The organism is Atlantibacter hermannii (assembly GCF_009907385.1).
Classification (GTDB): domain Bacteria; phylum Pseudomonadota; class Gammaproteobacteria; order Enterobacterales; family Enterobacteriaceae; genus Atlantibacter; species Atlantibacter hermannii_A.
In genome coordinates, this window is sequence record NZ_JAAATR010000042.1 from 174,918 (window position 1) to 198,190 (window position 23,273).

Here is a 23,273-nt window from a genome sequence, read left to right on the forward strand (position 1 = left end):
CCCGCCTCGGGCGCCACTTCGATAAAACGCTTATCAAACAGCAAGTTGGAATTAATTTTTATCTTTCTCCCGCTCTGGCACTTCCCTTGCTATTACCGCTGCGTACCCATTACGGAGTCATCATAGGGAAGTCACATGAAAGAGAAACACCTTACGCTACAGCAGGCCAGTCGCCTCTTCCGCGACGGCATGACCATTATGGTTGGCGGTTTTATGGGGGTGGGCACGCCACCCCGTCTGGTGGAGGCGCTGCTGGCCTCGGGCGTGCGCGATTTAACGCTGATTGCGAACGACACCGCCTTTGTTGACGTCGGCATCGGCCCGTTGATTGTTAATGGCCGGGTTAAGAAAGTCATCGCCTCCCATATCGGCACCAACCCGGAAACCGGGCGGCGGATGATCGCGGGCGAAATGGACGTGGTGCTGGTGCCTCAGGGCACGCTGATTGAACGGATCCGCTGCGGCGGCGCAGGCCTTGGCGGCGTATTGACGCCCACCGGCGTCGGCACCGTGGTGGAGGAAGGCAAACAGACCCTGACCCTCGACGGCAAAAAATATTTAGTCGAGCTGCCGCTGCGTGCCGACCTGGCGCTGATCCGCGCCCATCAGGCCGATGCCCTCGGCAATCTGACCTATCAACTTAGCGCGCGCAACTTCAACCCGCTTATCGCCCTCGCGGCGGATATCACCCTGGTGGAAGCCGACGAAATCGTTCCGGTCGGCGCTATCGCACCTGATCACGTCGTCACGCCAGGCGCGGTTATCGACCATATCATCAGCCAGGAAGCTTAATCATGGATGCTAAACAACGTATTGCGCGCCGCGTGGCGCAGGAACTCAACGACGGCGATGTCGTCAACCTGGGGATTGGTTTGCCCACCCTGGTGGCTAATTATCTCCCTGCGGATGTGCATATTACGCTGCAATCGGAGAACGGTTTTCTGGGCCTCGGCCCGGTGACCGAGCAGCACCCGGACCTGGTGAATGCCGGCGGTCAGCCGTGCGGTATTCTGCCGGGGGCGGCGATATTCGACAGCGCCATGTCTTTTGCCCTGATCCGCGGCGGCCATATCGATGCCTGCGTACTGGGCGGATTGCAGGTGGATCAGGAGGCTAACCTGGCGAACTGGGTCGTGCCTGGCAAAATGGTGCCCGGCATGGGCGGCGCGATGGACCTGGTAACCGGCGCGCGCAAAGTGATTATCGCCATGGAACACTGCGCCAAAGACGGGTCAGCAAAAATTCTGCGCCACTGCACCATGCCGCTCACCGCCCAGCATGCGGTGAATATGCTGGTCACCGAGCTGGCGGTATTTGAGTTTATCGACGGTAAAATGTGGCTGATCGAAACCGCGCCGGGCGTTGACGTCGATACCGTGCGCGCCCGCACCGAGGCGGAATTCGCGGTCTCCAGCGGCCTGAAAACCATGGCTGAGCGGGGTGCCTCATGATTGGTCGCCTTTCCCGCTTTATGACCCGTCTGGTTAGCCGCTATCTGCCGGACCCGCTGATTTTCGCCATGCTGCTGACGTTAATCACCTTTGGCATCGCCCTGTGGCTGACGCCCCACACCCCGCTCGATATGGTGAAAATGTGGGGCGACGGCTTCTGGAACCTGCTGGCCTTCGGTATGCAGATGGCGCTGATTATCGTGACCGGCCACGCGTTGGCCAGCTCCGGCCCGGTAAAAAAAATCCTGCGTACCGCCGCATCGGCGGCCCGCACGCCGGTCCAGGGCGTGATGCTGGTCACCTTCTTCGGCTCCGTCGCCTGCGTGATTAACTGGGGCTTTGGCCTGGTGGTCGGCGCGATGTTCGCCCGGGAAGTGGCCCGCCGCGTGCCCGGCTCAGACTATCCGCTGTTAATCGCCTGCGCCTATATCGGCTTTCTGACCTGGGGCGGCGGCTTTTCAGGGTCAATGCCGCTGCTGGCCGCCACGCCGGGCAACCCGGTTGAACATATCGCCGGGCTGGTGCCGGTCGGCCAGACGCTGTTCGCCGGTTTCAATATTTTCATCACCCTTGGTCTGATCGCCGTGATGCCCTTCGTCACGCGCCTGATGATGCCGAAAGCGGGCGACGTGGTATCTGTCGATCCGAAGCTGCTGATGGAAGAGCCGGATTTCCAGAAAGTGCTGCCGAAAGACGCGCCGCCGTCAGAACGCCTCGAAGAGAGCCGCATTCTGGCGCTGATTATCGGCGCGCTGGGGATTGTCTATCTCGGTTATTACTTTGCCGAGAAAGGGTTCAACATCACCATCAATACCGTCAACATGATGTTTATGATTGTCGGTTTACTGCTGCACAAAACCCCGATGGCCTATATGCGCGCCATTGTCGCAGCGGCCCGCAGCACCGCAGGCATTCTGGTGCAGTTCCCGTTCTATGCCGGTATCCAGCTGATGATGGAGCACTCCGGCCTCGGCGGCCTGATCACCGAGTTTTTCATTAACGTCGCCAACAAAGACACCTTCCCGGTGATGACCTTCTTTAGTTCTGCGCTGATTAACTTTGCCGTGCCGTCAGGCGGCGGCCACTGGGTGATCCAGGGGCCGTTCGTGATGCCTGCCGCGCAGGCGTTAGGGGCCGATCTGGGTAAATCCGTAATGGCTATCGCCTACGGCGAACAGTGGATGAACATGGCGCAGCCGTTCTGGGCCTTACCGGCACTGGCAATTGCGGGGCTGGGGGTACGCGACATCATGGGCTACTGCATCACCGCCCTGTTGTTCTCCGGGGTCATCTTCGTCATCGGTCTGACGCTGTTTTAACGTCGCTTTAAAAAGGAATCAAACATGAAAAATGCCGTTATCGTAAGCGCCGTCCGTACGGCGATGGGCAGCTTCAATGGCGCGCTGGCAGGCGTTAGCGCAGTGGATTTAGGGGCGCTGGTCATCCGGGAAGCGCTGCATCGCGCCGGCCTGGACGGGCAGCCGATTGACGAAGCCATTATGGGTAACGTATTGCAGGCCGGGCTGGGGCAAAACCCGGCGCGTCAGGCGCTGCTGAAGGCAGGCCTGCCGGAATCCGTCTGCGGCTTCACGGTCAATAAAGTGTGTGGCTCGGGGCTGAAAAGCGTGGCGCTGGCGGCGCAAGCGATTCAGGCAGGCCAGGCCAACGCGCTGGTGGCGGGCGGTATGGAGAACATGAGCCAGGCGCCGTATTTGCTGAACGCCAAAGCGCGCTGGGGTTACCGGCTGGGCGACGGTGAGCTTTCGGATGTGATCCTGCGTGATGGACTGATGTGCGCCACCGAAGGCTACCATATGGGCATTACGGCGGAAAACGTCGCCAAAGCCCACGGGATCACGCGCGCCATGCAGGATCAGGCCGCGCTCGATTCACAGCAAAAAGCGCTTGCCGCCATCGAATCCGGGGCGTTCGCCCGGGAAATCGTGCCGGTTACGGTGAAAAGCCGTAAAGCGGAAATCCAGTTTGCCGTCGATGAATTTCCCAAAGCGGGTACGACCCTGGATGGCCTGGCGTCGCTGCATCCGGCTTTTGATAAAAACGGCACCGTGACCGCCGGAAACGCCTCCGGCATTAACGACGGCGCGGCGGCGCTGGTGGTGATGGCGGAAGATGCCGCGCGGGCGGCGGGCTTAACGCCGCTCGCCCGTATTCGCGGCTATGCCAGCGGCGGCGTTGCGCCGTCGATGATGGGGCTCGGCCCGGTGCCTGCAACGCAAAACGTGTTGCAGCAAACCGGGTTAACGCTGGCGGATATCGATTTAATCGAAGCCAACGAAGCCTTCGCCGCGCAGTTTCTTGCCGTCGGTCAACTGCTGGATTTTGACAGGGAAAAGGTTAACGTCAACGGCGGCGCGATTGCGCTCGGTCACCCCATCGGGGCCAGCGGAGCGCGCATTCTGGTTACCCTGCTCCATGCGCTGGCCGCGCGGGATAAAACCCTGGGTCTGGCGACGCTGTGCATCGGCGGCGGGCAAGGCATTGCGATGATTGTCGAAAGGATGAACTAGATAAATATCCTCTGATTTAGCCGTCATGCTGATCGCCTGAGGAAATGAGGCTCGTTAATTCGAGCCTCAGATAAACTCACAAAGGGCTGAAACCACTTATTCCTTTGTTGTCCTTCTAAACATAATTATGAAGTTATATTCATTAAATACTTAATAGACTGACGTTGGGTTTTTCCGGTGATTTATCTGCGGGTAATCAGGCAGTGGTAATTCTGCAAGGGGTATGCCGAAGACAACATCTGACGCAGAGCGGGGAATAGCGGGCGCTTAATCGTGGTGGGAATCATGGCTGCAGGGATGGCATGAATATAAAGCACTCAGCTGGCCTCGTTTTATCGACGATGTTGGTTATTTCAGATTGCCATGCCAGAGAGACGCCCATTCAGGTGGTGTACCGCTTTGACGATCAGCGTTATCTGAAATCAAAGGGCGGGGATTGCAAAGGGAAATCTGGCATACGGACGCTCAGCGGGGTATTCATACCGAACCTGTTAGTCAGTTTTATAGGATTTTTACCAACAAACATTTCCATCCGTCTGAACGATATAAAACTATTGCTGGTTGGGAGGCTGATGGTTTTTGGATTTCAGGAGACTACGAAGCCTTGTTCTGGTGAAAATGAACCTGACGGGATGAATTGATCGCCCCGTGGTGATATTCTTTTACTGTCGTCAACGATCGGTTTTTTTGCAGACCAAACGCCGGCTGTATATGTCGTCCGGACCGTTTGATGATCCACGTATTGTGGTGAGGCAACCGGACAAAGTGCCAGAAGTGAAAAGCTATACCGGCTGGCTCATAGGCAGTGCAATATGGATGCAGGGCGAAAGGGTTATTAATTTAAAAGGATGTAGAATATGAGAATAACTAAACTGATTGGCTTTAAAATGTATAAGCTATTATTTTTGTTTGTACTTTGTTCATTTTTGTCCGGGTGTTTGACTTCTGCCCTCTCCAAAAAAATTGGCGATGGCAAGGATATATCACTGTCATATAGCAATGATGATATTGTTGGATTTTCTAAAGGCGTTGATAATAATAAAAAAGAAGGTTGGGTTTTTATTGGTAAAAACTTTGATTACTTACTCGCGAGTGGAGGCGATGTAATTGTAGATATTCTTAGTGATGATGACATTGACAAGAAATATCTTACGGCGCAGGGGAGTGAAAAATTTGTCATTTCAAATGATGGGCGTTCGTTTACTGGAAACATCTCCATCTATTATAAAAGTGAAAATTTGAATGACGATGTTCGTCGTTCCCTGAGACGACATGGTTTTAATTGCTTTACCAGTAATAAGTGTGAGCTTGCTGTACGTTTCCTTTCTGGAAGAATTCATAATAAAAACCCTCACCAGGACATTAATAAAGTGTTGATGTTCCATAATCCAGTACATATTGAATTTTATAAAGAAACCACGACCACCTCTCCGGCTGTAGCGGGTGCCGTCCTGTATCCTGTCACTATTGCAGCGGATATTGTTACGTCACCATTGCAATTAATTGGAGTGCCTGTTGTGGCTGTTTTGGGCATGGGAACAATGAAAGCTCATTAAAAGAAATTAAGTTATAAACGGTGTAATGCGACTGAATGACCCGCTGATGAGTAATGGGAAGGTCATTAAGGCAACAGGCGCGCAGTTTATGGGCCTGGCTGGGGTTTTCTACAGACAAAAAAAGGGCCGGATTATCCGGCCCTTGTTGTTTTTAGCTGCTAACGATTACTCTTCAGCGTCATCAGCCGCATCGTCGTCGTTGTCCGCTTCCGGCGCGATGTCATCATCGCCTTCTGCGGCAGTGCCGTCGATGCTGTCCAGCTCTTCGTCATCCACCGGCTCGGCCACACGTTGCAGGCCGACCACGTTTTCATCTTCCGCGGTACGGATCAGGATCACGCCCTGGGTATTACGGCCCACCACGCTGATTTCCGAAACGCGGGTACGGACTAAAGTACCGGCATCGGTGATCATCATGATCTGGTCGCAGTCATCGACCTGAACCGCGCCAACGACCGGCCCGTTGCGATCGGTGACCTTGATGGAGATGACGCCTTTGGTGGCGCGCGACTTGGTCGGATACTCATCCGCCGCCGTGCGCTTACCGTAGCCGTTTTGCGTCACGGTCAGGATAGCGCCCTCTCCGCGCGGTACGATCAGCGACACCACGCTGTCACCGTCCATCAGACGGATACCGCGCACGCCGGTGGCGGTACGGCCCATCGGACGCACCGCGTCGTCTTTAAAGCGCACCACTTTGCCCTGCGCGGAGAACAGCATCACTTCATCGCTGCCGGAGGTCAGATCCACGCCAATCAGCTCATCACCTTCGTTAAGGTTAACGGCGATGATGCCGGCGGTGCGCGGACGGCTGAACTCTTTAAGCGCGGTTTTCTTCACGGTGCCGCTGGCGGTCGCCATAAACACGTTGACGCCTTCAGCATACTCACGCACCGGCAGAATAGCGGTGATACGTTCGTTGGCTTCCAGCGGCAGCAGGTTGACGATCGGACGGCCACGTGCGCCACGGCTCGCTTCTGGCAGCTGGTAAACCTTCATCCAGTACAAACGGCCCCGGCTGGAGAAGCACAGGATGGTGTCGTGGGTGTTGGCCACCAGCAGGCGGTCAATAAAGTCTTCTTCTTTGATGCGCGCGGCAGATTTACCTTTACCGCCACGGCGCTGCGCTTCGTAATCAGACAGCGGCTGATACTTCACGTAGCCCTGATGCGACAGGGTAACGACCACGTCTTCCTGGCTGATCAGATCTTCGATATTGATATCGGCGCTGTTGGCGGTGATTTCGGTACGGCGTTTGTCGCCGAACTGATCGCGCACCAGCTCCAGCTCTTCGCGGATCACTTCCATCAGACGGTCGGCGCTGCCGAGAATATGCAGCAGTTCGGCAATCTGGGTCAGCAGTTCTTTATATTCGTCGAGCAGTTTTTCATGCTCAAGGCCGGTCAGCTTTTGCAGACGCAGATCGAGGATCGCCTGGGCCTGCTGCTCGGTCAGCCAGTATTTGCCGTCGCGAATACCGTATTCCGGCTCCAGCCATTCCGGACGCGCCGCATCGTCGCCTGCGCCTTCCAGCATCGCTTTCACGTTGCCCAGATCCCACGACTGGGCGATCAGGCCCGCTTTCGCTTCCGCCGGCGTCGGCGCGCGGCGAATCAGCTCGATAATCGGGTCGATGTTCGCCAGGGCAATCGCCAGCGCTTCTAAGATGTGCGCGCGGTCGCGGGCTTTACGCAGTTCGAAAATGGTACGGCGGGTCACCACTTCACGGCGGTGACGGACAAACGCCGACAGGATCTCTTTCAGGGTCATGATCTTCGGCTGGCCATGGTGCAGTGCCACCATGTTGATACCGAAAGAAACCTGAAGCTGAGTCTGGGAGTAGAGGTTGTTCAGCACCACCTCGCCCACCGCGTCGCGTTTGATTTCAATCACGATGCGCATCCCGTCTTTATCAGACTCGTCGCGCAGCGCGCTGATGCCTTCCACGCGTTTATCCTTCACCAGCTCGGCGATCTTCTCGATCAGGCGCGCTTTGTTCACCTGATACGGAATTTCATGAACGATGATGGTTTCACGGCCGGATTTGGCGTCGACTTCCACTTCCGCGCGGGCGCGAATATAAATCTTGCCGCGACCGGTGCGGTACGCCTCTTCAATACCGCGACGGCCATTGATAATGGCGGCAGTCGGGAAATCAGGGCCTGGGATGTGTTCCATCAGGCCTTCGACGCTGATGTCTTCATCGTCGATGTAGGCCAGGCAGCCGTTGATCACCTCGGTGAGGTTATGCGGCGGAATGTTGGTCGCCATGCCCACCGCGATACCGGAGGAGCCGTTAACCAACAGGTTAGGAATTTTGGTCGGCATGACGTCAGGGATTTTTTCCGTGCCGTCGTAGTTATCGACGAAATCAACCGTCTCTTTTTCGAGATCGGCCATCAGCTCATGGGCGATTTTCGCCAGGCGGATTTCGGTATAACGCATCGCCGCCGCTGAGTCGCCGTCGATGGAACCGAAGTTACCCTGGCCGTCGACCAGCATATAACGCAGGGAAAACGGCTGCGCCATACGAACGATAGTGTCATAAACCGCGGAGTCACCATGGGGGTGGTATTTACCGATGACGTCACCCACGACACGCGCGGATTTTTTGTAGGCTTTATTCCAGTCATTGCCCAAAACGTTCATGGCGTAAAGTACGCGACGGTGTACCGGTTTCAGGCCATCTCGGACGTCCGGAAGCGCGCGGCCGACAATAACCGACATCGCGTAATCCAGATAGGAGCTCTTCAGCTCTTCCTCAATGTTGACCGGTGTAATTTCTCTGGCAAGGTCGCTCATCTGACCGTTATCCCTCTACTATGTCCCGGAATCAAAGGTCGGAAATTATAACACAGTGCGCCTGATTGCGGTAAGTCGAATGACCGGGGATAAGGGTTTATTAGCCGCCCTCGCCTGTTATACTCCGGAGAATTGAAACTAAAGGAGTAATAGCGCTGATGAATGCCGAAAAACCGCCGGTCGGGCATAACGTCGATCGGGGCGAAATCGCCAAATTTGAAGCCGTGGCCTCGCAATGGTGGGACACCGAAGGCGAGTTCAAGCCCCTGCACCGTATTAACCCGCTGCGCCTCGGCTATATCACCGAACGCGCAGGCGGCCTGTTTGGCAAAACCGTGCTGGACGTCGGCTGCGGCGGCGGCATCCTGAGCGAGAGCATGGCGCGCCAGGGCGCGAAGGTGACCGGGCTGGATATGGGCGCAGAGCCGCTGCAGGTGGCGCGTCTGCACGCGCTGGAAAGCGGCGTGGCGGTAGATTACGTGCAGGAAACCGTGGAAGAACATGCGGCGCAGCACCCGCAGAAGTATGACGTGGTGACCTGCATGGAGATGCTGGAGCACGTGCCGGACCCGGCTTCGGTGGTCAACGCCTGCGCTCAACTGGTGAAGCCCGGCGGCCATGTATTCTTCTCCACGCTCAATCGCAACGGCAAATCCTGGCTGATGGCAGTGGTCGGCGCGGAGTACATTCTGCGCATGGTGCCCAAAGGCACCCACGACATTAAGAAATTTATCAAGCCTGCCGAACTGCTGAACTGGGTGGATCAGACGCCGCTTCAGGAGCGCCATATGACCGGGCTGCATTTTAACCCGTTGACCAACCGTTTCAGCCTTGGCCCAGGGGTAGATGTAAATTATATGTTGCACACCCAGGCGAAGGACCGGAATTAGTCATAGTTTTTTGATCTCATGATTGCGCAGCATTACGTTGCGCAATTTACCGTAACGGCCAGGAAATCGGCACTCGATCAAATTTTGAATTTTTTTTCTAAGTTATTGACAGTGCCCTTAGGCCTTATGGCACCTGTACTTAGCCAAAAACCAGGTTTGGTAACCGCAAATTAACATCAAAATCAACCCTTGTTCTGAAAAGATTCCCTACTAGAATACTCACCATATAGCGTCTAACTTATCTCACAGCCCCCATATATAGTATTTATCCACAGGTTTAGTCACAAAAGCCGGATTGTGGATAAACGGGGGGATATTTCTTTTTTCACGGACATTCACGGACAGGTAAACATGAATCAGAGTCTGCTGGTTACAAAACGCGACGGCCGCCAGGAGCGCATCAATCTGGATAAAATCCATCGCGTCCTCGACTGGGCTGCGGAAGGGTTAAAGGACGTTTCGGTCTCGCAAGTCGAGTTACGTTCTCATATCCAGTTTTATGACGGCATCAAGACTTCCGATATCCATGAGACCATCATCAAAGCTGCGGCGGATCTGATCTCCCGCGACGCGCCGGATTACCAGTACATGGCTGCCCGCCTGGCGATTTTCCACCTGCGTAAAAAAGCCTACGGCCAGTTCGAGCCGCCGAAACTTTACGACCACGTTGTGAAGATGATTGAGCTCGGCAAATACGACAGTCATCTGCTGGAAGACTACACGGAAGAAGAGTTCCAGCAGATGGACGGTTTTATCGACCACTGGCGTGATATGAATTTCTCCTACGCTGCGGTGAAGCAGCTGGAAGGCAAGTACCTGGTACAGAACCGCGTTACCGGCGATATCTACGAAAGCGCCCAGTTCCTGTATATGCTGGTGGCGGCCTGCCTGTTCTCAAACTATCCGCGTGAAACCCGTCTGGACTACGTGAAGCGTTTCTATGACGCGGTGTCGCTGTTTAAAATCTCGCTGCCGACGCCGATTATGTCCGGCGTGCGCACCCCAACCCGCCAGTTCAGCTCCTGCGTGTTGATCGAGTGCGGCGACAGCCTGGATTCCATCAACGCCACCTCCAGCGCCATTGTGAAATACGTTTCCCAACGCGCCGGTATCGGCATCAACGCGGGCCGCATTCGCGCGCTGGGTAGCCCGATCCGTGGCGGCGAAGCGTTCCACACCGGCTGCATCCCGTTCTACAAGCATTTCCAGACTGCGGTGAAATCCTGCTCTCAGGGCGGCGTGCGCGGCGGTGCAGCGACGCTGTTCTACCCGATGTGGCATCTGGAAGTGGAAAGCCTGCTGGTGCTGAAAAACAACCGTGGCGTGGAAGGCAACCGCGTGCGCCACATGGACTACGGCGTGCAGATCAACAAACTGATGTACACCCGTCTGCTGAAGGGCGAAGACATCACCCTGTTCAGCCCGTCCGACGTCCCGGGCCTGTATGACGCGTTCTTCGCCGATCAGGACGAATTCGAGCGTCTGTACACTAAATACGAAAAAGACGACAGCATCCGCAAACAGCGCATTAAAGCGGTAGAACTGTTCTCCCTGATGATGCAGGAACGCGCTTCGACGGGCCGTATCTACATCCAGAACGTTGACCACTGCAACACCCACAGCCCGTTCGACCCGGTTGTCGCGCCGGTGCGCCAGTCCAACCTGTGCCTGGAAATCGCCCTGCCGACCAAACCGCTGGAAGACGTTAACGACGAAAACGGCGAAATCGCCCTGTGTACCCTGTCGGCGTTTAACCTCGGCGCGATCGACTCTCTGGACGATCTCGAAGAGCTGGCGACCCTGGCGGTGCGCGCGCTGGATGCGCTGCTGGATTATCAGGATTACCCGATTCTGGCGGCGAAACGCGGCGCAATGGGCCGTCGCACCCTGGGCATCGGCGTGATTAACTTCGCTTACTATCTGGCGAAACACGGCGTGCGTTACTCCGACGGCAGCGCCAACAACCTGACGCACAAAACCTTTGAAGCCATTCAGTACTACCTGCTGAAAGCCTCTAACGAGCTGGCGAAAGAGCAAGGCGCGTGCCCGTGGTTCAACGAAACCACCTACAGCCAGGGCATTCTGCCGATCGATACCTATAAAAAGGATCTCGACGGCATTACCAACGAGAAACTGCATCTGGACTGGGAAGCGTTGCGCGAGTCGATCAAAACTCACGGTCTGCGCAACTCCACGCTTTCTGCGCTGATGCCGTCTGAAACCTCGTCGCAGATCTCCAACGCCACCAACGGCATTGAGCCGCCGCGCGGCCACGTGAGCATTAAAGCCTCCAAAGACGGCATTCTGCGTCAGGTGGTGCCGGACTACGAGCTGCTGAAAGACAACTATGAACTGCTGTGGGAAATGCCGGGCAACGACGGTTACCTGCAACTGGTTGGCATCATGCAGAAGTTTATCGATCAGGCGATTTCGGCGAACACCAACTATGATCCGACGCGTTTCCCGTCCGGAAAAGTGCCGATGCAGCAGCTGCTGAAAGACTTGCTCACCGCCTATAAATTCGGCGTGAAGACGCTGTACTATCAAAACACCCGCGACGGCGCGGAGGATGCGCAGGACGATCTGGCCCCGTCGATTCAGGACGACGGCTGCGAAAGCGGCGCGTGCAAAATCTAAAAAATCAGGGCGGGGATTTCCCCGCCTTTATTCCGTAAGACAGGACTCTTATTCATGGCATACACCACCTTTTCACAGACCAAAAACGACCAGTTGCTGGAGCCGATGTTTTTTGGCCAGTCGGTTAACGTGGCCCGCTACGATCAGCAAAAATATGACATCTTCGAAAAGCTGATTGAAAAGCAACTCTCCTTCTTCTGGCGCCCCGAAGAAGTGGATGTTTCCCGCGACCGTATCGATTACCAGGCGTTGCCGGATCACGAAAAACATATCTTCATCAGCAACCTGAAATACCAGACGCTGCTGGATTCCATTCAGGGCCGTAGCCCGAACGTGGCGCTGTTGCCGCTGATTTCTATTCCCGAGCTGGAAACCTGGGTAGAAACCTGGGCGTTTTCTGAGACCATCCACTCGCGTTCCTACACCCATATCATCCGTAACATCGTTAACGATCCGGCGATTGTGTTTGACGATATCGTAACCAATGACGAGATCTTAAAGCGCGCCAAAGATATCTCCGGCTACTACGACGACCTGATCGAGATGACCAGCTACTGGCATCTGCTGGGCGAAGGCACCCACACGGTGAACGGCAAAACCGTGACCGTTAACCTGCGTAACCTGAAAAAGCAGCTGTACCTGTGCCTGATGAGCGTGAACGCGCTGGAAGCCATTCGCTTTTACGTCAGCTTCGCCTGCTCCTTCGCCTTCGCCGAACGCGAACTGATGGAAGGCAACGCCAAAATCATTCGCCTGATCGCCCGCGATGAAGCCCTGCACCTGACCGGCACTCAGCACATGCTGAACCTGATGCGCTCCGGCGCGGATGACCCGGAGATGGCGGAAATCGCCGAAGAGTGCAAACAGGAATCTTACGATCTGTTTGTGCTGGCGGCGCAGCAGGAAAAAGAGTGGGCGGACTACCTGTTCCGCGACGGCTCGATGATCGGCCTGAACAAAGACATCCTGTGCCAGTATGTGGAATACATCACCAATATCCGCATGCAGGCGGTGGGTCTCGAACTGCCGTTCAAAACCCGCTCCAACCCGATTCCGTGGATCAACACCTGGCTGGTGTCCGATAACGTGCAGGTTGCGCCGCAGGAAGTGGAAGTGAGTTCTTACCTGGTCGGCCAGATCGACTCGGAAGTCGATACCGACGATCTGAGCAATTTCCAGCTTTAAGATGAGCCGTATTACGCTTCGGCTCTCGGGCGCACAGCTGCTGTGCCAGGATGAGCACCCTTCCCTGCTGGCGGCGCTGGAGTCGCATAAGATTGCGGTGGAGTATCAGTGTCGTGAAGGGTATTGCGGTTCCTGCCGTACCCGCCTGCATGCGGGTGAAGTCACCTGGTTGATTGAGCCGCTGGCGTTTATCGAACCGGGGGATATTCTTCCCTGCTGTTGCCGGGCGCAGGGCGATATTGAAATCGAACTGTAGAATGGAAAAAGGCTGAACCCGCGGGTTCAGCCTTTTTTATTACCCGCGTTTCGCGAGCACTTCCTGGTGATGCTTACGCTCACCAATCATTACCACAATCAACAGCAGCACCGCTAAGATGCTGCCGCCGATCATCACCATAAAGCCGCCGTCCCAGCCGAAGAAGTCCACGGTGTAACCGACGATGGCGCTCGCGGCAACCGAGCCGCCGAGGTAGCCGAACAGACCGGTAAAGCCCGCCGCCGTCCCCGCCGCTTTTTTCGGCGCCAGCTCCAGCGCATGCAGACCAATCAGCATCACCGGACCGTAAATCAGGAAGCCGATCACGATCATACAGGCCATGTCCACATGCGGATTGCCCGCCGGGTTGAGCCAGTAAACGATGGTCGCGATGGTCACCAGCGTCATAAAGAACACGCCGGTCGCGCCACGGTTGCCACGGAACACTTTATCCGACATCCAGCCGCACAGCAGCGTACCCGGGATCCCTGCATACTCATACAGGAAGTAAGCCCAGGAGGATTTATCCAGCGCGAAATGCTTCACTTCACGCAGATAGGTCGGCGACCAGTCGAGAATGCCGTAACGCAGCAGATAGACAAATACGTTGGCAATCGCGATGTACCACAGCAGTTTGTTAGGCAGCACGTACTGCATAAAGATCTGCTTCGCGGTCAGCTCTTCTTCGTGCTTGTCGCTGTAGTCATCCGGATAGTCGTTTTTGTACTCTTCAATCGGCGGCAGGCCGCACGACTGCGGGGTATCGCGCATCAGCGCAAACGCGAACAGCGCCACGATGATGGCCGCGAATGCCGGCATATACAGCGCCGCTTTCCAGTCGTTAAACCATGCCATGCCCAGCAGGAACAGCAGCGGAGGAATACCGCCGCCCACGTTATGGGCGCAGTTCCACACCGAGACAATCCCGCCGCGCTCCTTCTGCGACCACCAGTGCACCATGGTGCGTCCGCACGGCGGCCACCCCATTCCCTGGAACCAGCCGCACAGGAACAGCAGCACGAACATAATCGCAATGCTCGATGTCGCCCAGGGCACGAAACCCATAAACAGCATCACCGCCGCCGCCAGAATCAGGCCAGCGGGTAAAAACACCCGTGGGTTGGAACGGTCAGACACCGAACCCATGATGAACTTCGAGAAGCCGTAAGCAATGGAGATGCCCGACAGCGCAAACCCCAGATCCCCGCGTGAAAATCCCTGTTCAATCAAATACGGCATTGCCAGCGCGAAGTTTTTTCGCACCAGATAATAGGCCGCGTACCCAAAAAATATCCCCATGAAAATCTGCCAGCGTAACCGGCGATAAACGGGATCGATCTTTTCTGCAGGCAGTCTTGCCGAATGCGCCGCAGGTTTAAAGATACTTAGCATTGCTCTCTCCAGGCCCAGATAAGTACTCAATGAAAACGAAAAACAGCGGAAATTTTCTTTTCCGAGCGTGATGGTAATCAAAATTCACTGCAAATGCTGTGAAACATCGCACAGATTGTTTCATTTTTATTACAATCGCTCAAAAAGGTGCATCTCAAGTCACATAACTTTCGTTTTTCGTTCGAATTTGCTCGTTATCAAACAAACCACACCAAAAATGTGGCTAAATAGTTAAAACAGCAGAGTGTTGAGAGGACGAGGCGATGGGACCAGAACAAGCGGATGTGGTGATTATCGGCGGCGGCGCGACCGGCGCGGGTATCGCCAGAGACTGCGCGCGACGCGGCCTCAGGGCCATCTTACTGGAGCGCCACGACTTCGCCACCGGCGCGACCGGGCGCAACCACGGATTACTGCACAGCGGCGCGCGCTACGCGGTCAACGATCCGGAATCGGCAAAAGAGTGTATTGCGGAAAACCGCATCCTGAAAAAAGTGGCGCGTCACTGCATTGAACCCACTGGCGGGCTGTTTATTACCCTGCCGGAAGATTCTTTTGAGTGGCAGAGTCAGTTTATTAATGCCTGCCAGCATGCGGGTATCGATACTGAATTACTGACTCCACAAGAAGCGCTGAACATTGAACCCAGCGTTAACCCGGCGCTGGTAGGCTGTGTGCGGGTGCCCGACGGCACCGTTGACCCGTTCCGTCTGACCACCGCCAATATGCTGGATGCACGCGAACACGGCGCGTTGTTGTATACCTGGCACGAAGTCACAGGCCTGATCCGCGAAAGCGGTCACGTTCGCGGCGTGCGCGTTTTCGACCATCAGCATGGTGAAACGCGCGACATCTACGCAGATGTGGTGGTGAACGCCGCCGGGATCTGGGGAGCGCATATTGCCGAGTATGCCGATTTACGCATCCGTATGCTGCCCGCCAAGGGCGCGTTACTGATACTCGGCCATCGTATTAATCAGCAGGTGATTAACCGCTGCCGTAAACCCGCCGACGCCGACATTCTGGTGCCGGGCGATACCATTTCGCTGATTGGCACCACGTCCAGCCGCGTCGACTACGACCAAATCGACAATACCCGCGTCACTGCCAGCGAAGTGGACATTCTGCTGCGCGAAGGGGCGAAGCTCGCGCCGCGCATGGCGCAAACCCGCATTCTGCGCGCCTACTCCGGGGTACGACCGCTGGTTGCCACCGATGACGATCCCAGCGGACGCAACGTCAGCCGCGGCATTGTGCTGCTGGACCACGCAGAGCGCGACGGGCTTGAAGGTTTCATCACCATTACCGGCGGCAAACTGATGACCTACCGGCTGATGGCGGAATGGGCCACCGACGCGGTGTGTCGCAAGCTGGGTAACACCACGCCCTGTACCACCGCCGATACGCCGCTGCCCGGCTCGCGTGAAGAGCCCGAAGCCACGCTGCGTAAAGTGATCTCCCTGCCGACCATGGTGCGCGGCTCCGCCGTGTATCGCCACGGTGAACGCGCCGCCGTTTGGCTGAACGACGCGCGGCTTAATCAAAGCCTGGTGTGCGAATGCGAGGCGGTCACCGCCAGTGAAGTGCGCTACGCCGTGGAATCGCTCGCCGTCAGCAAACTGGTGGATTTACGCCGCCGCACCCGCGTCGGCATGGGCACCTGTCAGGGCGAGCTGTGCGCCTGCCGCGCCGCCGGACTCTTACAGCGCTTCGGGGTGATGAACGGAATGCAGTCCTGCCGCGAGCTGTCGCAGTTCCTCAACGAGCGCTGGAAAGGCATCGCGCCTGTGGCATACGGCGACGCGCTGCGCGAGGCGGAATTTACCCGCTGGGTTTACCAGGGATTATGTGGTCTGGAAAAGGAGCAGCGCCATGAAATTTGATAGCGTGATTATCGGCGGCGGCCTCGCGGGCCTGCTGTGCGGCATTAAGCTCGGTGAAGCGGGCCTGCGCTGCGCGATGGTCAGCCGGGGCCAGAGCGCCCTGCACTTCTCTTCCGGCTCGCTGGATCTGCTGAGCCATCTCGCCGACGGCACGCCGATCGGCGATATCGAAAGCGGGCTGTGCGAATTAATCACCCAGTCCCCGCAGCACCCGTATGCGCATTTGGGCGCGGCGGCGGTGCTGAATTATGCTGACCATGCCGAAGCGCTGCTGGCCCGCGCCGGGCTGACATTGCAGGGCCACTGGCGCTATGCCCATTCGCGCCTGACGCCGCTCGGAAAATGGCGCACGGCGTGGCTGAGCCAGCAGGATGCGCCCTGCGCGCCGCTGACCGGCAAACGCATTTGCGTGGTGGGCATTGCGGGTTTCCTCGATTTTGAACCGCTGATGGTGGCCGACCAGCTCAAACAGCAGGGTATCGAGGCCGATACCGGCGAGCTGGCGCTGCCGGTACTCGACGTGTTGCGCCAGAACCCCAGCGAATTCCGCTCGGTGAATATCGCCCGGATGCTGGACGATGCGCGCTACACGCCGGAACTGCTCAAAGAACTGGCCGCTCTCGCGCCGGGCTATGATGCGCTGCTGCTGCCCGCCGTGGTGGGTCTGGAGCAGCCGGACCTGCCCGCGCAATTGCAGCACGCCCTGCCCTGCGCGCTGAATTTTATCCCTACCCTTCCGCCGTCGGTGCCGGGGATGCGGATGCACAACGCGCTGGCGCGCTATTTCCGCCAGACCGGCGGCATTATTATGGAAGGCGACGCGGTGACCGGCGTCACGCGCAGCGAGGCGGGATTGCACCAGGTGTGGACCCGCAATCACGGCGATATCGCGCTCAAGGCGCGTCACGTGGTGCTCGCCAGCGGCAGTTTCTTCAGCAATGGACTGGTGGCCGAACGCCAGCGGGTACGCGAAGCGATTTTCGATCTGGATCTGCTGGATTATGCCGCTAACGGCGACTGGAGCCACCCGGACTTTTTCCACGCCCAGCCGTGGCAGTCTATCGGCGTGAAAACCAATGCCCGCCTCCAGCCGTCCCGCAACGGCGAAACGCTGGACGGCGTGTACGCCATCGGCACCGTGCTCGGCGGGTTCGATCCCATTACCCAGGGCTGCGGCGGAGGCGTCTGCGCGATCACCGCCCTGCATGCCGCCCAACAGATTATTGAGACAGGGAGCAGATTATGAGCCTGAGGGAGACCGGTTTCGAAAGCTGCATTAAATGCACCGTGTGTACCACCGCCTGCCCGGTGAGCCGCGCCAATCCGCATTATCCGGGGCCGAAACAGGCCGGGCCGGACGGCGCGCGGCTGCGTCTTAAAGATCCGACGCTGTACGACGAGGCGCTGAAATACTGCACCAACTGCAAACGCTGCGAAGTGGCCTGCCCGTCGGATGTGAAAATCGGCGACATCATTCAGCGCGCCAGGGCGGAATATGCGCCGCATAACCCATCGCTGCGCGATGCGCTGCTTAGCCATACCGACATCATGGGCTCGCTCTCCACGCCGTTTGCGCCGCTGGTCAACGCCGCAACCGGCATGAAACCGGTGCGCCAGCTGCTGGATAAAGCGCTAAAAATCGATCATCGCCGCAGCCTGCCGAAATATGCTTTCGGCACTTTTCGCCAGTGGTATCGCAAGCAGGCGGCAGCCCAGGCGCAGTTTGCCGATAAAGTCGCGTTTTTCCATGGCTGCTACGTCAATTACAACAATTCCACCCTCGGCAAAGACCTGGTGAAAGTGTTCAACGCCATGAACATTGGGGTGGAATTATTGAGCAAAGAGAAGTGCTGCGGCGTGCCGCTGATCGCCAACGGGTTTGTCGATAAAGCGCGCAAACAGGCGCGGGTCAATGCCCGTTCACTGGAAGAAGCAATTGTTGAACGCCGTCTGCCGGTGATCGCCACCTCCTCGACCTGCACCTTCACGCTACGCGACGAGTATCCGCACGTGCTGGATGTGGATACCACCCCGCTGCGCGACAGCATCGAACTGGCGACCCGCTTCCTGTGGCGGCGGCTGGAAGCTGGCGCAACGCTAAATCTTAAACCGACGCCGCTGCGCGTGGCCTATCACACGCCCTGCCATATGGAAAAAATGGGCTGGGCGATTTATACCCTGGAATTGCTGAAACGCATCCCCGGCGTGGACGTGCAGGTACTGGATTCACGCTGCTGCGGGATTGCCGGCACTTACGGCTTTAAATCGGAGAACTACCCCACGTCGCAAGCCATCGGCGAGCCGCTGTTTAAGCAGATTGAGGAGAGCGGCGTGGATTTGGTGATCACCGACTGCGAAACCTGCAAATGGCAAATCGAGATGTCCACCAGCAAACGCTGCGAACATCCGATTACCCTGCTGGCGCAGGCGCTGGGCTGACAACTCGCCCGCCTGTTAACCCCATGCGGGCTGAACGTTAATAACTGCTTTTAACCCGCCGTTCGATCCCGTCCGGTTTAAACATCTTCAGACGCGCATCCAGTGCTTCGCTGTACAGCAGGGTATCGACGCCGACGGCAACAAAGTTCGCCCCCCATGCCAGGCACTTTTGGGCCATTACCGGGTCCACCGCCAAAAAACCCGCCGCCTTACCGGCTTTACGAATGCGGCGAATGCTCTGCTCGATAATGCGTTGCACCTCGGGATGCCCGGCGTTATCCGGATAGCCCAGTGAGGCGGATAAATCAGCGGGACCGATAAACACGCCATCCACACCCTCCACCTCAAGGATTTCATCGAGGTTATCCAGCGCCGCTTTGCTTTCTACCTGAATCAGCAGGCACAGCGCCTCGTTGGCCCGCGCCATATAGTTATCAACCCGTCCCCAGCGCGCCGCGCGCGCCACGCTGGCTCCTACGCCGCGCACGCCCTCGGGGGGATAACGCATCGCAGACACAATATCGCGTGCCTGCTGCGCGCTCTCGACCATTGGGATCAGCAGGGTTCTGGCACCGATATCCAGCACCTGCTTAATCAGGCTGCGAGTGTCGTCTACCGGTCGGATCACCGGCTGGCTGGCGTAAGGCGCCATCGCCTGCAACTGGTGATACAAATCCTGAAGGGTATTAGGCGCGTGTTCGCCGTCGATTAACAGCCAGTCATACCCGGACGTGGCGGCGATCTCCGCCATATAAGACGTGGTAGAACTCAGCCACAAGCCAATCTGGACCTCGCCCTGCGCCAATGCCTCTTTAAAAGGATTAATAAAAATATCGTTCATAGTGATCCTTACCGTTAATTCTACGAATGTGCATTGCTGGAGTGCGTAACCTGACGCGCCACGCTGAGTGAGAAAATAATCATTGCCCCAATGATGGCAACGCCCGCCAGTGTCAGTAATCCCGCCGCAGGATTAGCGAAAACCGTCTCGGCTTTGACGCGAATAATCGGCGCGAGGAAGCCGCCGACCGCGCCGAACAGGTTCACGAAGCCAATCCCGGCGGCCAGCGCGGTTCCGGAAAGCAGTTGCGTCGGCATGGTCCAGAACACCGGCTGGACGGCAATAAACCCGACAGCCGCCACGCACAGCGCTACGATAGCCAGCACCGGCGACAACAGTCCGGAAAGCCCAATACCGATGCCCGCCGCCAGCAGCGTCAGCGCCGCCACGTTGCGTCGGTCGCCGGTACGGTCGGAATAGCGCGGAATAAGCCAGGTGCCCAGCAGGGCAAATACCCAGGGAATCGCCGTTACCACCGAGGCGGTAAAGCCCACTTTGGTGCCTAACAGCGCGGCGACCTGGGTCGGCAGGAAGAAAATCAACCCGTAAACTGCCACCTGAATGGTCAGATAGATAATCGCCAGTTGCCAGACGCGACCGTTGCGCAGCGCATCGGACAGCCGCGAGGTCATTTTTTTCTCCTCTTCGCTGGCAAGCTGCTTCATCAACACCTGTTTTTCGTCAGCAGATAAGAACCGCGCCTGCTGGGGCGTGTCATCCAGCCAGAAGAAAGTGAACACACCCGCGCCCACTGCCAGCAGCCCTTCAATCACAAACATCCAGAACCAGCCGGGATGGCCCATAAAACCGTGCATTTCCAGCAGCGCGCCGGAGAGCGGCGAACCCAGCGTCAACGCCAGCGGCGCGCCCATATAAAACAGCCCCATGATGCTGGCGCGGTTACGCTGCGGGAACCACTGCGATGTCAGGTAAATCATCCCCGGGAAAAAGCCCGCTTCTGCCGCGCCTAACAGGGTGCGAATCAATAAAAACTTCGCTTCAGTATCCGCCCAGGCCATGGCGGCGGATAAAAATCCCCACAGCAGCGTGGTGCCGCCAATCCAGTTCCTGGCGCCCAGTTTGCGCATCATCAGATTGGCCGGAACGCCCAAAAAGGCGTACACCACAAAGAAAATCCCTGCGCCCAGCGCGTAGGCTTCGTTACTTAAGCCGGTATCAATCTGGTAAGTCTCTTTGGCAAAGCCAATATTGGAGCGATCAAGAAACGCCAGCACGTACAGCGCCAGCATAAACGGGATCAAACGCGCGCGGTTTTTCTTCACCACGCCGTCAAGCAAGGTCATGCTCATAGCAAAATCCTTCAGTGAACGCCGCGCAGAAAGGCGCGGCGCAGCGGTTTAGTGGCTGTAAGGACGCTTCAGATTGCAGTCGCGGTTGAGTTCAACGCCGAAGCCCGGTTTATCCAGCACCGACTTGTGAATACGTCCATTCACCGGCACCGGCTCGTCCAGCAGGATGGGGTCAAACTGCGGACGCAGCGTCGAGCAATCCGGGCTGGTCATCAGGAATTCGCTAAACGGCGTATTGGTGAAAGTGATCACCGCATGGTGGGAGTACACTGACGAGCCATGCGGCACCACCAGCTGTCCGCGCGCTTTGGCGATAGCGGCAATTTCTACCAGCGTGGTCAACCCGCCGCACCAGCCGACATCAGGCTGCATAATGTCGATGCCGGTTTCAGAGAGCGTGCGAAATGACTGCAAAGTGCCGTGATGCTCCCCGCTGGTTACCATCATGCCCGCAGGCGCGTTGCGCTTGAGTTCGCGATAGCCTTCATACTGCTGAGGCGGCAGACACTCTTCGATCCATTTCAGATTATACGGCGCACAGGCGTGAGCCAGTTTGGTGGCGTAATTCACATCCTGGCTCATCCAGCAGTCCAGCATTAGCCAGAAATCCGGGCCGCATTTTTCGCGGTATTCCGCCACCATCGCGGCATCTTTGCGGATCCCCGCGTCGCCGTCGTGCGGCCCCCAGTGGGTCGGCATTTTCCCGCCGATAAAGCCCATCTCCTTCGCCAGATCCGGGCGCGCGCCGGTGGCATAAAACTGAATTTCTTCACGCACCGCGCCGCCAAGCAGTTTGTACACCGGCAGCCCAACCACTTTGCCGAACAGATCCCACAGCGCCAGATCGACACAGGAAATGGTGTTCATTACCAGCCCGCCGGAGCCGGAGTAATACATCGTCGCACCCAGCATCTGGTCATGGATCAGTTTGATGTCGCTAACGCATTTACCTTCAATAAAGCGATTCAGATGCTTTTCGACGATAAAGCAGCCCATCTCACCTGCCGTGGAGACCGCAAATCCGGTCTGGCCGTTATCGGCTTCCGCTTCAACAATCAGCGTGCCCAGCACGTTGATGCCGAACGACTGGCGCGACTGCTCATATTCGCGGTATTTACTCATCGGGGTGGCGATATGGTCGTCAATCCAGTGATGCGCGCCCTGATCGTGATAATCGCCGCCGCCAGCGCCTTTCTCCGCCGTTGCGCCGCCGGTAAACCAGGCGCGGACCTGTTTAATTTTTGGTAGGGTCATGATGTTCTCCTTGTTATGAAGCTTGTCGTTCGAAAGGGCTTTTCCAGCCCAGAAGTCGTGAAATATCTTTGGCGCAGGCAATTGCCTTCCCGGCCAGGTAATCGCGATTGTCATCGTTGATTTGTTGACGGGTTCCCACCACGGAAATAGCGGCAGTCAGCGCGTTAGTGGCGTTAAACACCGGCGCGGCCACGCAGCGCACGTCGGGATAATCTTCGCCGTTATCAAAACTCCAGCCCCGGTAACGAATGCGCGCCAGTTCGTCATCAAGCTGCCGGGGGTTCATGATGGTGGTGGGCGTGGCCTGCTGCCAGGTTAGCTGGCTGATAATCGTGTCGCGCACCGCCTCCGGTTGCCACGCCAGTAGGCATTTGCCGATACCGGAGCGGTACAGCGACAGGCTTTTCCCCTCGTGGGAGCGCACGCTGATGGTGGAAGAGGATTCGATTTTGAGGATGTAATAGGCGTTCTGGTTATCAATGATGCCCAAATGGCACAGCAACCCGGTTTCATCCATCAGTTGAGTTAACCGCGGGCGCGCCAGTTCACGCAAATCCAGTTTGCTGAGCGCATGCCCCGCCAGTTCAACCAGCTTGGTCCACAGGCAGTAGTTATCCTGATTATCAATACTGAGGAAGCGCTGGCGCTTAAGCTCACCCAACAGCAGATAGGCGGTACTTTTCGGAATGGCGAGTTCATCAATAATTCGCGCCGCGCTGCACGGACCAACCTGGGCGATAAAATTGAGAATATCGATGGCGCGGGTGAGCGCCGGAACTTTGGTTGATTCCAACATACTGGACTCCAGTCTTTGATACTGGAATCAGTGTTGCGGTTGTCGTCAGGTCA

19 protein-coding genes are annotated in these 23,273 nt (G+C 57.0%); 13 read left to right on the forward strand and 6 right to left on the reverse strand.

The window, feature by feature from the left end; genetic code table 11:
- Positions 1-135 precede the first annotated feature (135 nt).
- The 6 genes from atoD to GV764_RS12615 all read left to right on the forward strand — a co-directional run bounded on the left by atoD (position 136) and on the right by GV764_RS12615 (position 5,535).
- Positions 136-792, forward strand: a complete 657-nt coding sequence (atoD, locus tag GV764_RS12590) for an acetate CoA-transferase subunit alpha (protein WP_161660450.1) — start codon at positions 136-138, stop codon at positions 790-792.
- 2 nt (positions 793-794) lie between these two features.
- Positions 795-1,451: a 3-oxoacid CoA-transferase subunit B gene (locus GV764_RS12595; protein WP_161660451.1), complete on the forward strand. Its 657-nt coding sequence runs from the start codon at positions 795-797 to the stop codon at positions 1,449-1,451.
- On the forward strand, positions 1,448-2,770 hold the full coding sequence (locus GV764_RS12600; RefSeq protein ID WP_161660452.1) for a TIGR00366 family protein: 1,323 nt from the start codon (positions 1,448-1,450) through the stop codon (positions 2,768-2,770). The genes GV764_RS12595 and GV764_RS12600 overlap by 4 nt, the downstream gene beginning before the upstream one ends.
- Before the next feature lie 24 nt (positions 2,771-2,794).
- Positions 2,795-3,979: an acetyl-CoA C-acetyltransferase gene (locus tag GV764_RS12605; protein ID WP_161660453.1), complete on the forward strand. Its 1,185-nt coding sequence runs from the start codon at positions 2,795-2,797 to the stop codon at positions 3,977-3,979.
- A 302-nt stretch (positions 3,980-4,281) separates the two neighbouring features.
- A complete protein-coding gene (locus GV764_RS22105; protein ID WP_236651872.1) occupies positions 4,282-4,620 on the forward strand; it encodes a hypothetical protein in 339 nt (112 codons plus the stop codon).
- Positions 4,621-4,836: 216 nt separating this feature from the next.
- Positions 4,837-5,535, forward strand: a complete 699-nt coding sequence (locus tag GV764_RS12615) for a YidX family protein (protein ID WP_161660454.1) — start codon at positions 4,837-4,839, stop codon at positions 5,533-5,535.
- Between the two features lie 165 nt (positions 5,536-5,700).
- Here the strand turns inward: GV764_RS12615 and gyrA are convergent, their stop codons facing one another.
- Positions 5,701-8,337 carry a DNA topoisomerase (ATP-hydrolyzing) subunit A gene (gyrA, locus tag GV764_RS12620; protein WP_161660455.1) on the reverse strand — a complete coding sequence of 879 codons (2,637 nt, stop codon included), beginning with the start codon at positions 8,335-8,337 and terminating at the stop codon, positions 5,701-5,703.
- A gap of 158 nt (positions 8,338-8,495) precedes the next feature.
- Between gyrA and ubiG the strand changes: the two genes are divergently transcribed.
- The 4 genes from ubiG to yfaE all read left to right on the forward strand — a co-directional run bounded on the left by ubiG (position 8,496) and on the right by yfaE (position 13,305).
- Positions 8,496-9,227 carry a bifunctional 2-polyprenyl-6-hydroxyphenol methylase/3-demethylubiquinol 3-O-methyltransferase UbiG gene (gene ubiG / locus GV764_RS12625; RefSeq protein ID WP_161660456.1) on the forward strand — a complete coding sequence of 244 codons (732 nt, stop codon included), beginning with the start codon at positions 8,496-8,498 and terminating at the stop codon, positions 9,225-9,227.
- 351 nt (positions 9,228-9,578) lie between these two features.
- Positions 9,579-11,864 carry a class 1a ribonucleoside-diphosphate reductase subunit alpha gene (gene nrdA, locus GV764_RS12630; RefSeq protein ID WP_161660457.1) on the forward strand — a complete coding sequence of 762 codons (2,286 nt, stop codon included), beginning with the start codon at positions 9,579-9,581 and terminating at the stop codon, positions 11,862-11,864.
- A 54-nt stretch (positions 11,865-11,918) separates the two neighbouring features.
- Entirely contained in the window at positions 11,919-13,049 is a 1,131-nt protein-coding gene (gene nrdB, locus GV764_RS12635; protein WP_161660458.1) for a class Ia ribonucleoside-diphosphate reductase subunit beta, read from the forward strand.
- Position 13,050: 1 nt separating this feature from the next.
- The gene (gene yfaE / locus GV764_RS12640; protein ID WP_161660459.1) at positions 13,051-13,305 is read left to right on the forward strand and encodes a class I ribonucleotide reductase maintenance protein YfaE; all 255 of its coding nucleotides are present in this window, start codon (positions 13,051-13,053) and stop codon (positions 13,303-13,305) included.
- A 39-nt stretch (positions 13,306-13,344) separates the two neighbouring features.
- Here the strand turns inward: yfaE and glpT are convergent, their stop codons facing one another.
- Positions 13,345-14,697: a glycerol-3-phosphate transporter gene (gene glpT / locus GV764_RS12645; protein ID WP_161660460.1), complete on the reverse strand. Its 1,353-nt coding sequence runs from the start codon at positions 14,695-14,697 to the stop codon at positions 13,345-13,347.
- Positions 14,698-14,960: 263 nt separating this feature from the next.
- Here glpT and glpA point away from each other — a divergent pair, with 263 nt between their 5' ends.
- Genes glpA through glpC form a run of 3 tightly spaced genes read left to right on the forward strand, consistent with a single transcriptional unit; the run spans position 14,961 to position 19,019 of the window.
- Positions 14,961-16,580, forward strand: coding sequence for an anaerobic glycerol-3-phosphate dehydrogenase subunit A (gene glpA, locus GV764_RS12650; protein WP_161660461.1), 1,620 nt, complete (start codon positions 14,961-14,963; stop codon positions 16,578-16,580).
- Positions 16,570-17,826: a glycerol-3-phosphate dehydrogenase subunit GlpB gene (gene glpB / locus GV764_RS12655; RefSeq protein ID WP_161660462.1), complete on the forward strand. Its 1,257-nt coding sequence runs from the start codon at positions 16,570-16,572 to the stop codon at positions 17,824-17,826. The genes glpA and glpB overlap by 11 nt, the downstream gene beginning before the upstream one ends.
- The gene (glpC, locus tag GV764_RS12660; RefSeq protein WP_161660463.1) at positions 17,823-19,019 is read left to right on the forward strand and encodes an anaerobic glycerol-3-phosphate dehydrogenase subunit GlpC; all 1,197 of its coding nucleotides are present in this window, start codon (positions 17,823-17,825) and stop codon (positions 19,017-19,019) included. The genes glpB and glpC overlap by 4 nt, the downstream gene beginning before the upstream one ends.
- Before the next feature lie 37 nt (positions 19,020-19,056).
- Here the strand turns inward: glpC and yfaU are convergent, their stop codons facing one another.
- From yfaU to GV764_RS12680, 4 genes are read right to left on the reverse strand one after another with little or no spacing between them, the layout of a single operon-like run.
- Positions 19,057-19,860, reverse strand: a complete 804-nt coding sequence (yfaU, locus tag GV764_RS12665; RefSeq protein ID WP_161660464.1) for a 2-keto-3-deoxy-L-rhamnonate aldolase — start codon at positions 19,858-19,860, stop codon at positions 19,057-19,059.
- A gap of 20 nt (positions 19,861-19,880) precedes the next feature.
- Positions 19,881-21,170 (reverse strand): MFS transporter, encoded by a 1,290-nt coding sequence (locus tag GV764_RS12670; protein ID WP_161660465.1) that lies wholly within the window; start codon positions 21,168-21,170, stop codon positions 19,881-19,883.
- Positions 21,171-21,218: 48 nt separating this feature from the next.
- Entirely contained in the window at positions 21,219-22,424 is a 1,206-nt protein-coding gene (gene rhmD, locus GV764_RS12675; RefSeq protein ID WP_161660466.1) for an L-rhamnonate dehydratase, read from the reverse strand.
- A gap of 13 nt (positions 22,425-22,437) precedes the next feature.
- Positions 22,438-23,220, reverse strand: coding sequence for an IclR family transcriptional regulator (locus GV764_RS12680; RefSeq protein ID WP_161660467.1), 783 nt, complete (start codon positions 23,218-23,220; stop codon positions 22,438-22,440).
- Positions 23,221-23,273: the final 53 nt, after the last annotated feature.

Coding starts and splice junctions, on each gene's coding strand:
- atoD (WP_161660450.1), top strand. CDS start 136: ATGAAAGAGAAACACCTTACGCTACAGCAGGCCAGTCGCCTCTTCCGC.
- GV764_RS12595 (WP_161660451.1), top strand. CDS start 795: ATGGATGCTAAACAACGTATTGCGCGCCGCGTGGCGCAGGAACTCAAC.
- GV764_RS12600 (WP_161660452.1), top strand. CDS start 1,448: ATGATTGGTCGCCTTTCCCGCTTTATGACCCGTCTGGTTAGCCGCTAT.
- GV764_RS12605 (WP_161660453.1), top strand. CDS start 2,795: ATGAAAAATGCCGTTATCGTAAGCGCCGTCCGTACGGCGATGGGCAGC.
- GV764_RS22105 (WP_236651872.1), top strand. CDS start 4,282: ATGAATATAAAGCACTCAGCTGGCCTCGTTTTATCGACGATGTTGGTT.
- GV764_RS12615 (WP_161660454.1), top strand. CDS start 4,837: ATGAGAATAACTAAACTGATTGGCTTTAAAATGTATAAGCTATTATTT.
- gyrA (WP_161660455.1), bottom strand. CDS start 8,337: ATGAGCGACCTTGCCAGAGAAATTACACCGGTCAACATTGAGGAAGAG.
- ubiG (WP_161660456.1), top strand. CDS start 8,496: ATGAATGCCGAAAAACCGCCGGTCGGGCATAACGTCGATCGGGGCGAA.
- nrdA (WP_161660457.1), top strand. CDS start 9,579: ATGAATCAGAGTCTGCTGGTTACAAAACGCGACGGCCGCCAGGAGCGC.
- nrdB (WP_161660458.1), top strand. CDS start 11,919: ATGGCATACACCACCTTTTCACAGACCAAAAACGACCAGTTGCTGGAG.
- yfaE (WP_161660459.1), top strand. CDS start 13,051: ATGAGCCGTATTACGCTTCGGCTCTCGGGCGCACAGCTGCTGTGCCAG.
- glpT (WP_161660460.1), bottom strand. CDS start 14,697: ATGCTAAGTATCTTTAAACCTGCGGCGCATTCGGCAAGACTGCCTGCA.
- glpA (WP_161660461.1), top strand. CDS start 14,961: ATGGGACCAGAACAAGCGGATGTGGTGATTATCGGCGGCGGCGCGACC.
- glpB (WP_161660462.1), top strand. CDS start 16,570: ATGAAATTTGATAGCGTGATTATCGGCGGCGGCCTCGCGGGCCTGCTG.
- glpC (WP_161660463.1), top strand. CDS start 17,823: ATGAGCCTGAGGGAGACCGGTTTCGAAAGCTGCATTAAATGCACCGTG.
- yfaU (WP_161660464.1), bottom strand. CDS start 19,860: ATGAACGATATTTTTATTAATCCTTTTAAAGAGGCATTGGCGCAGGGC.
- GV764_RS12670 (WP_161660465.1), bottom strand. CDS start 21,170: ATGAGCATGACCTTGCTTGACGGCGTGGTGAAGAAAAACCGCGCGCGT.
- rhmD (WP_161660466.1), bottom strand. CDS start 22,424: ATGACCCTACCAAAAATTAAACAGGTCCGCGCCTGGTTTACCGGCGGC.
- GV764_RS12680 (WP_161660467.1), bottom strand. CDS start 23,220: ATGTTGGAATCAACCAAAGTTCCGGCGCTCACCCGCGCCATCGATATT.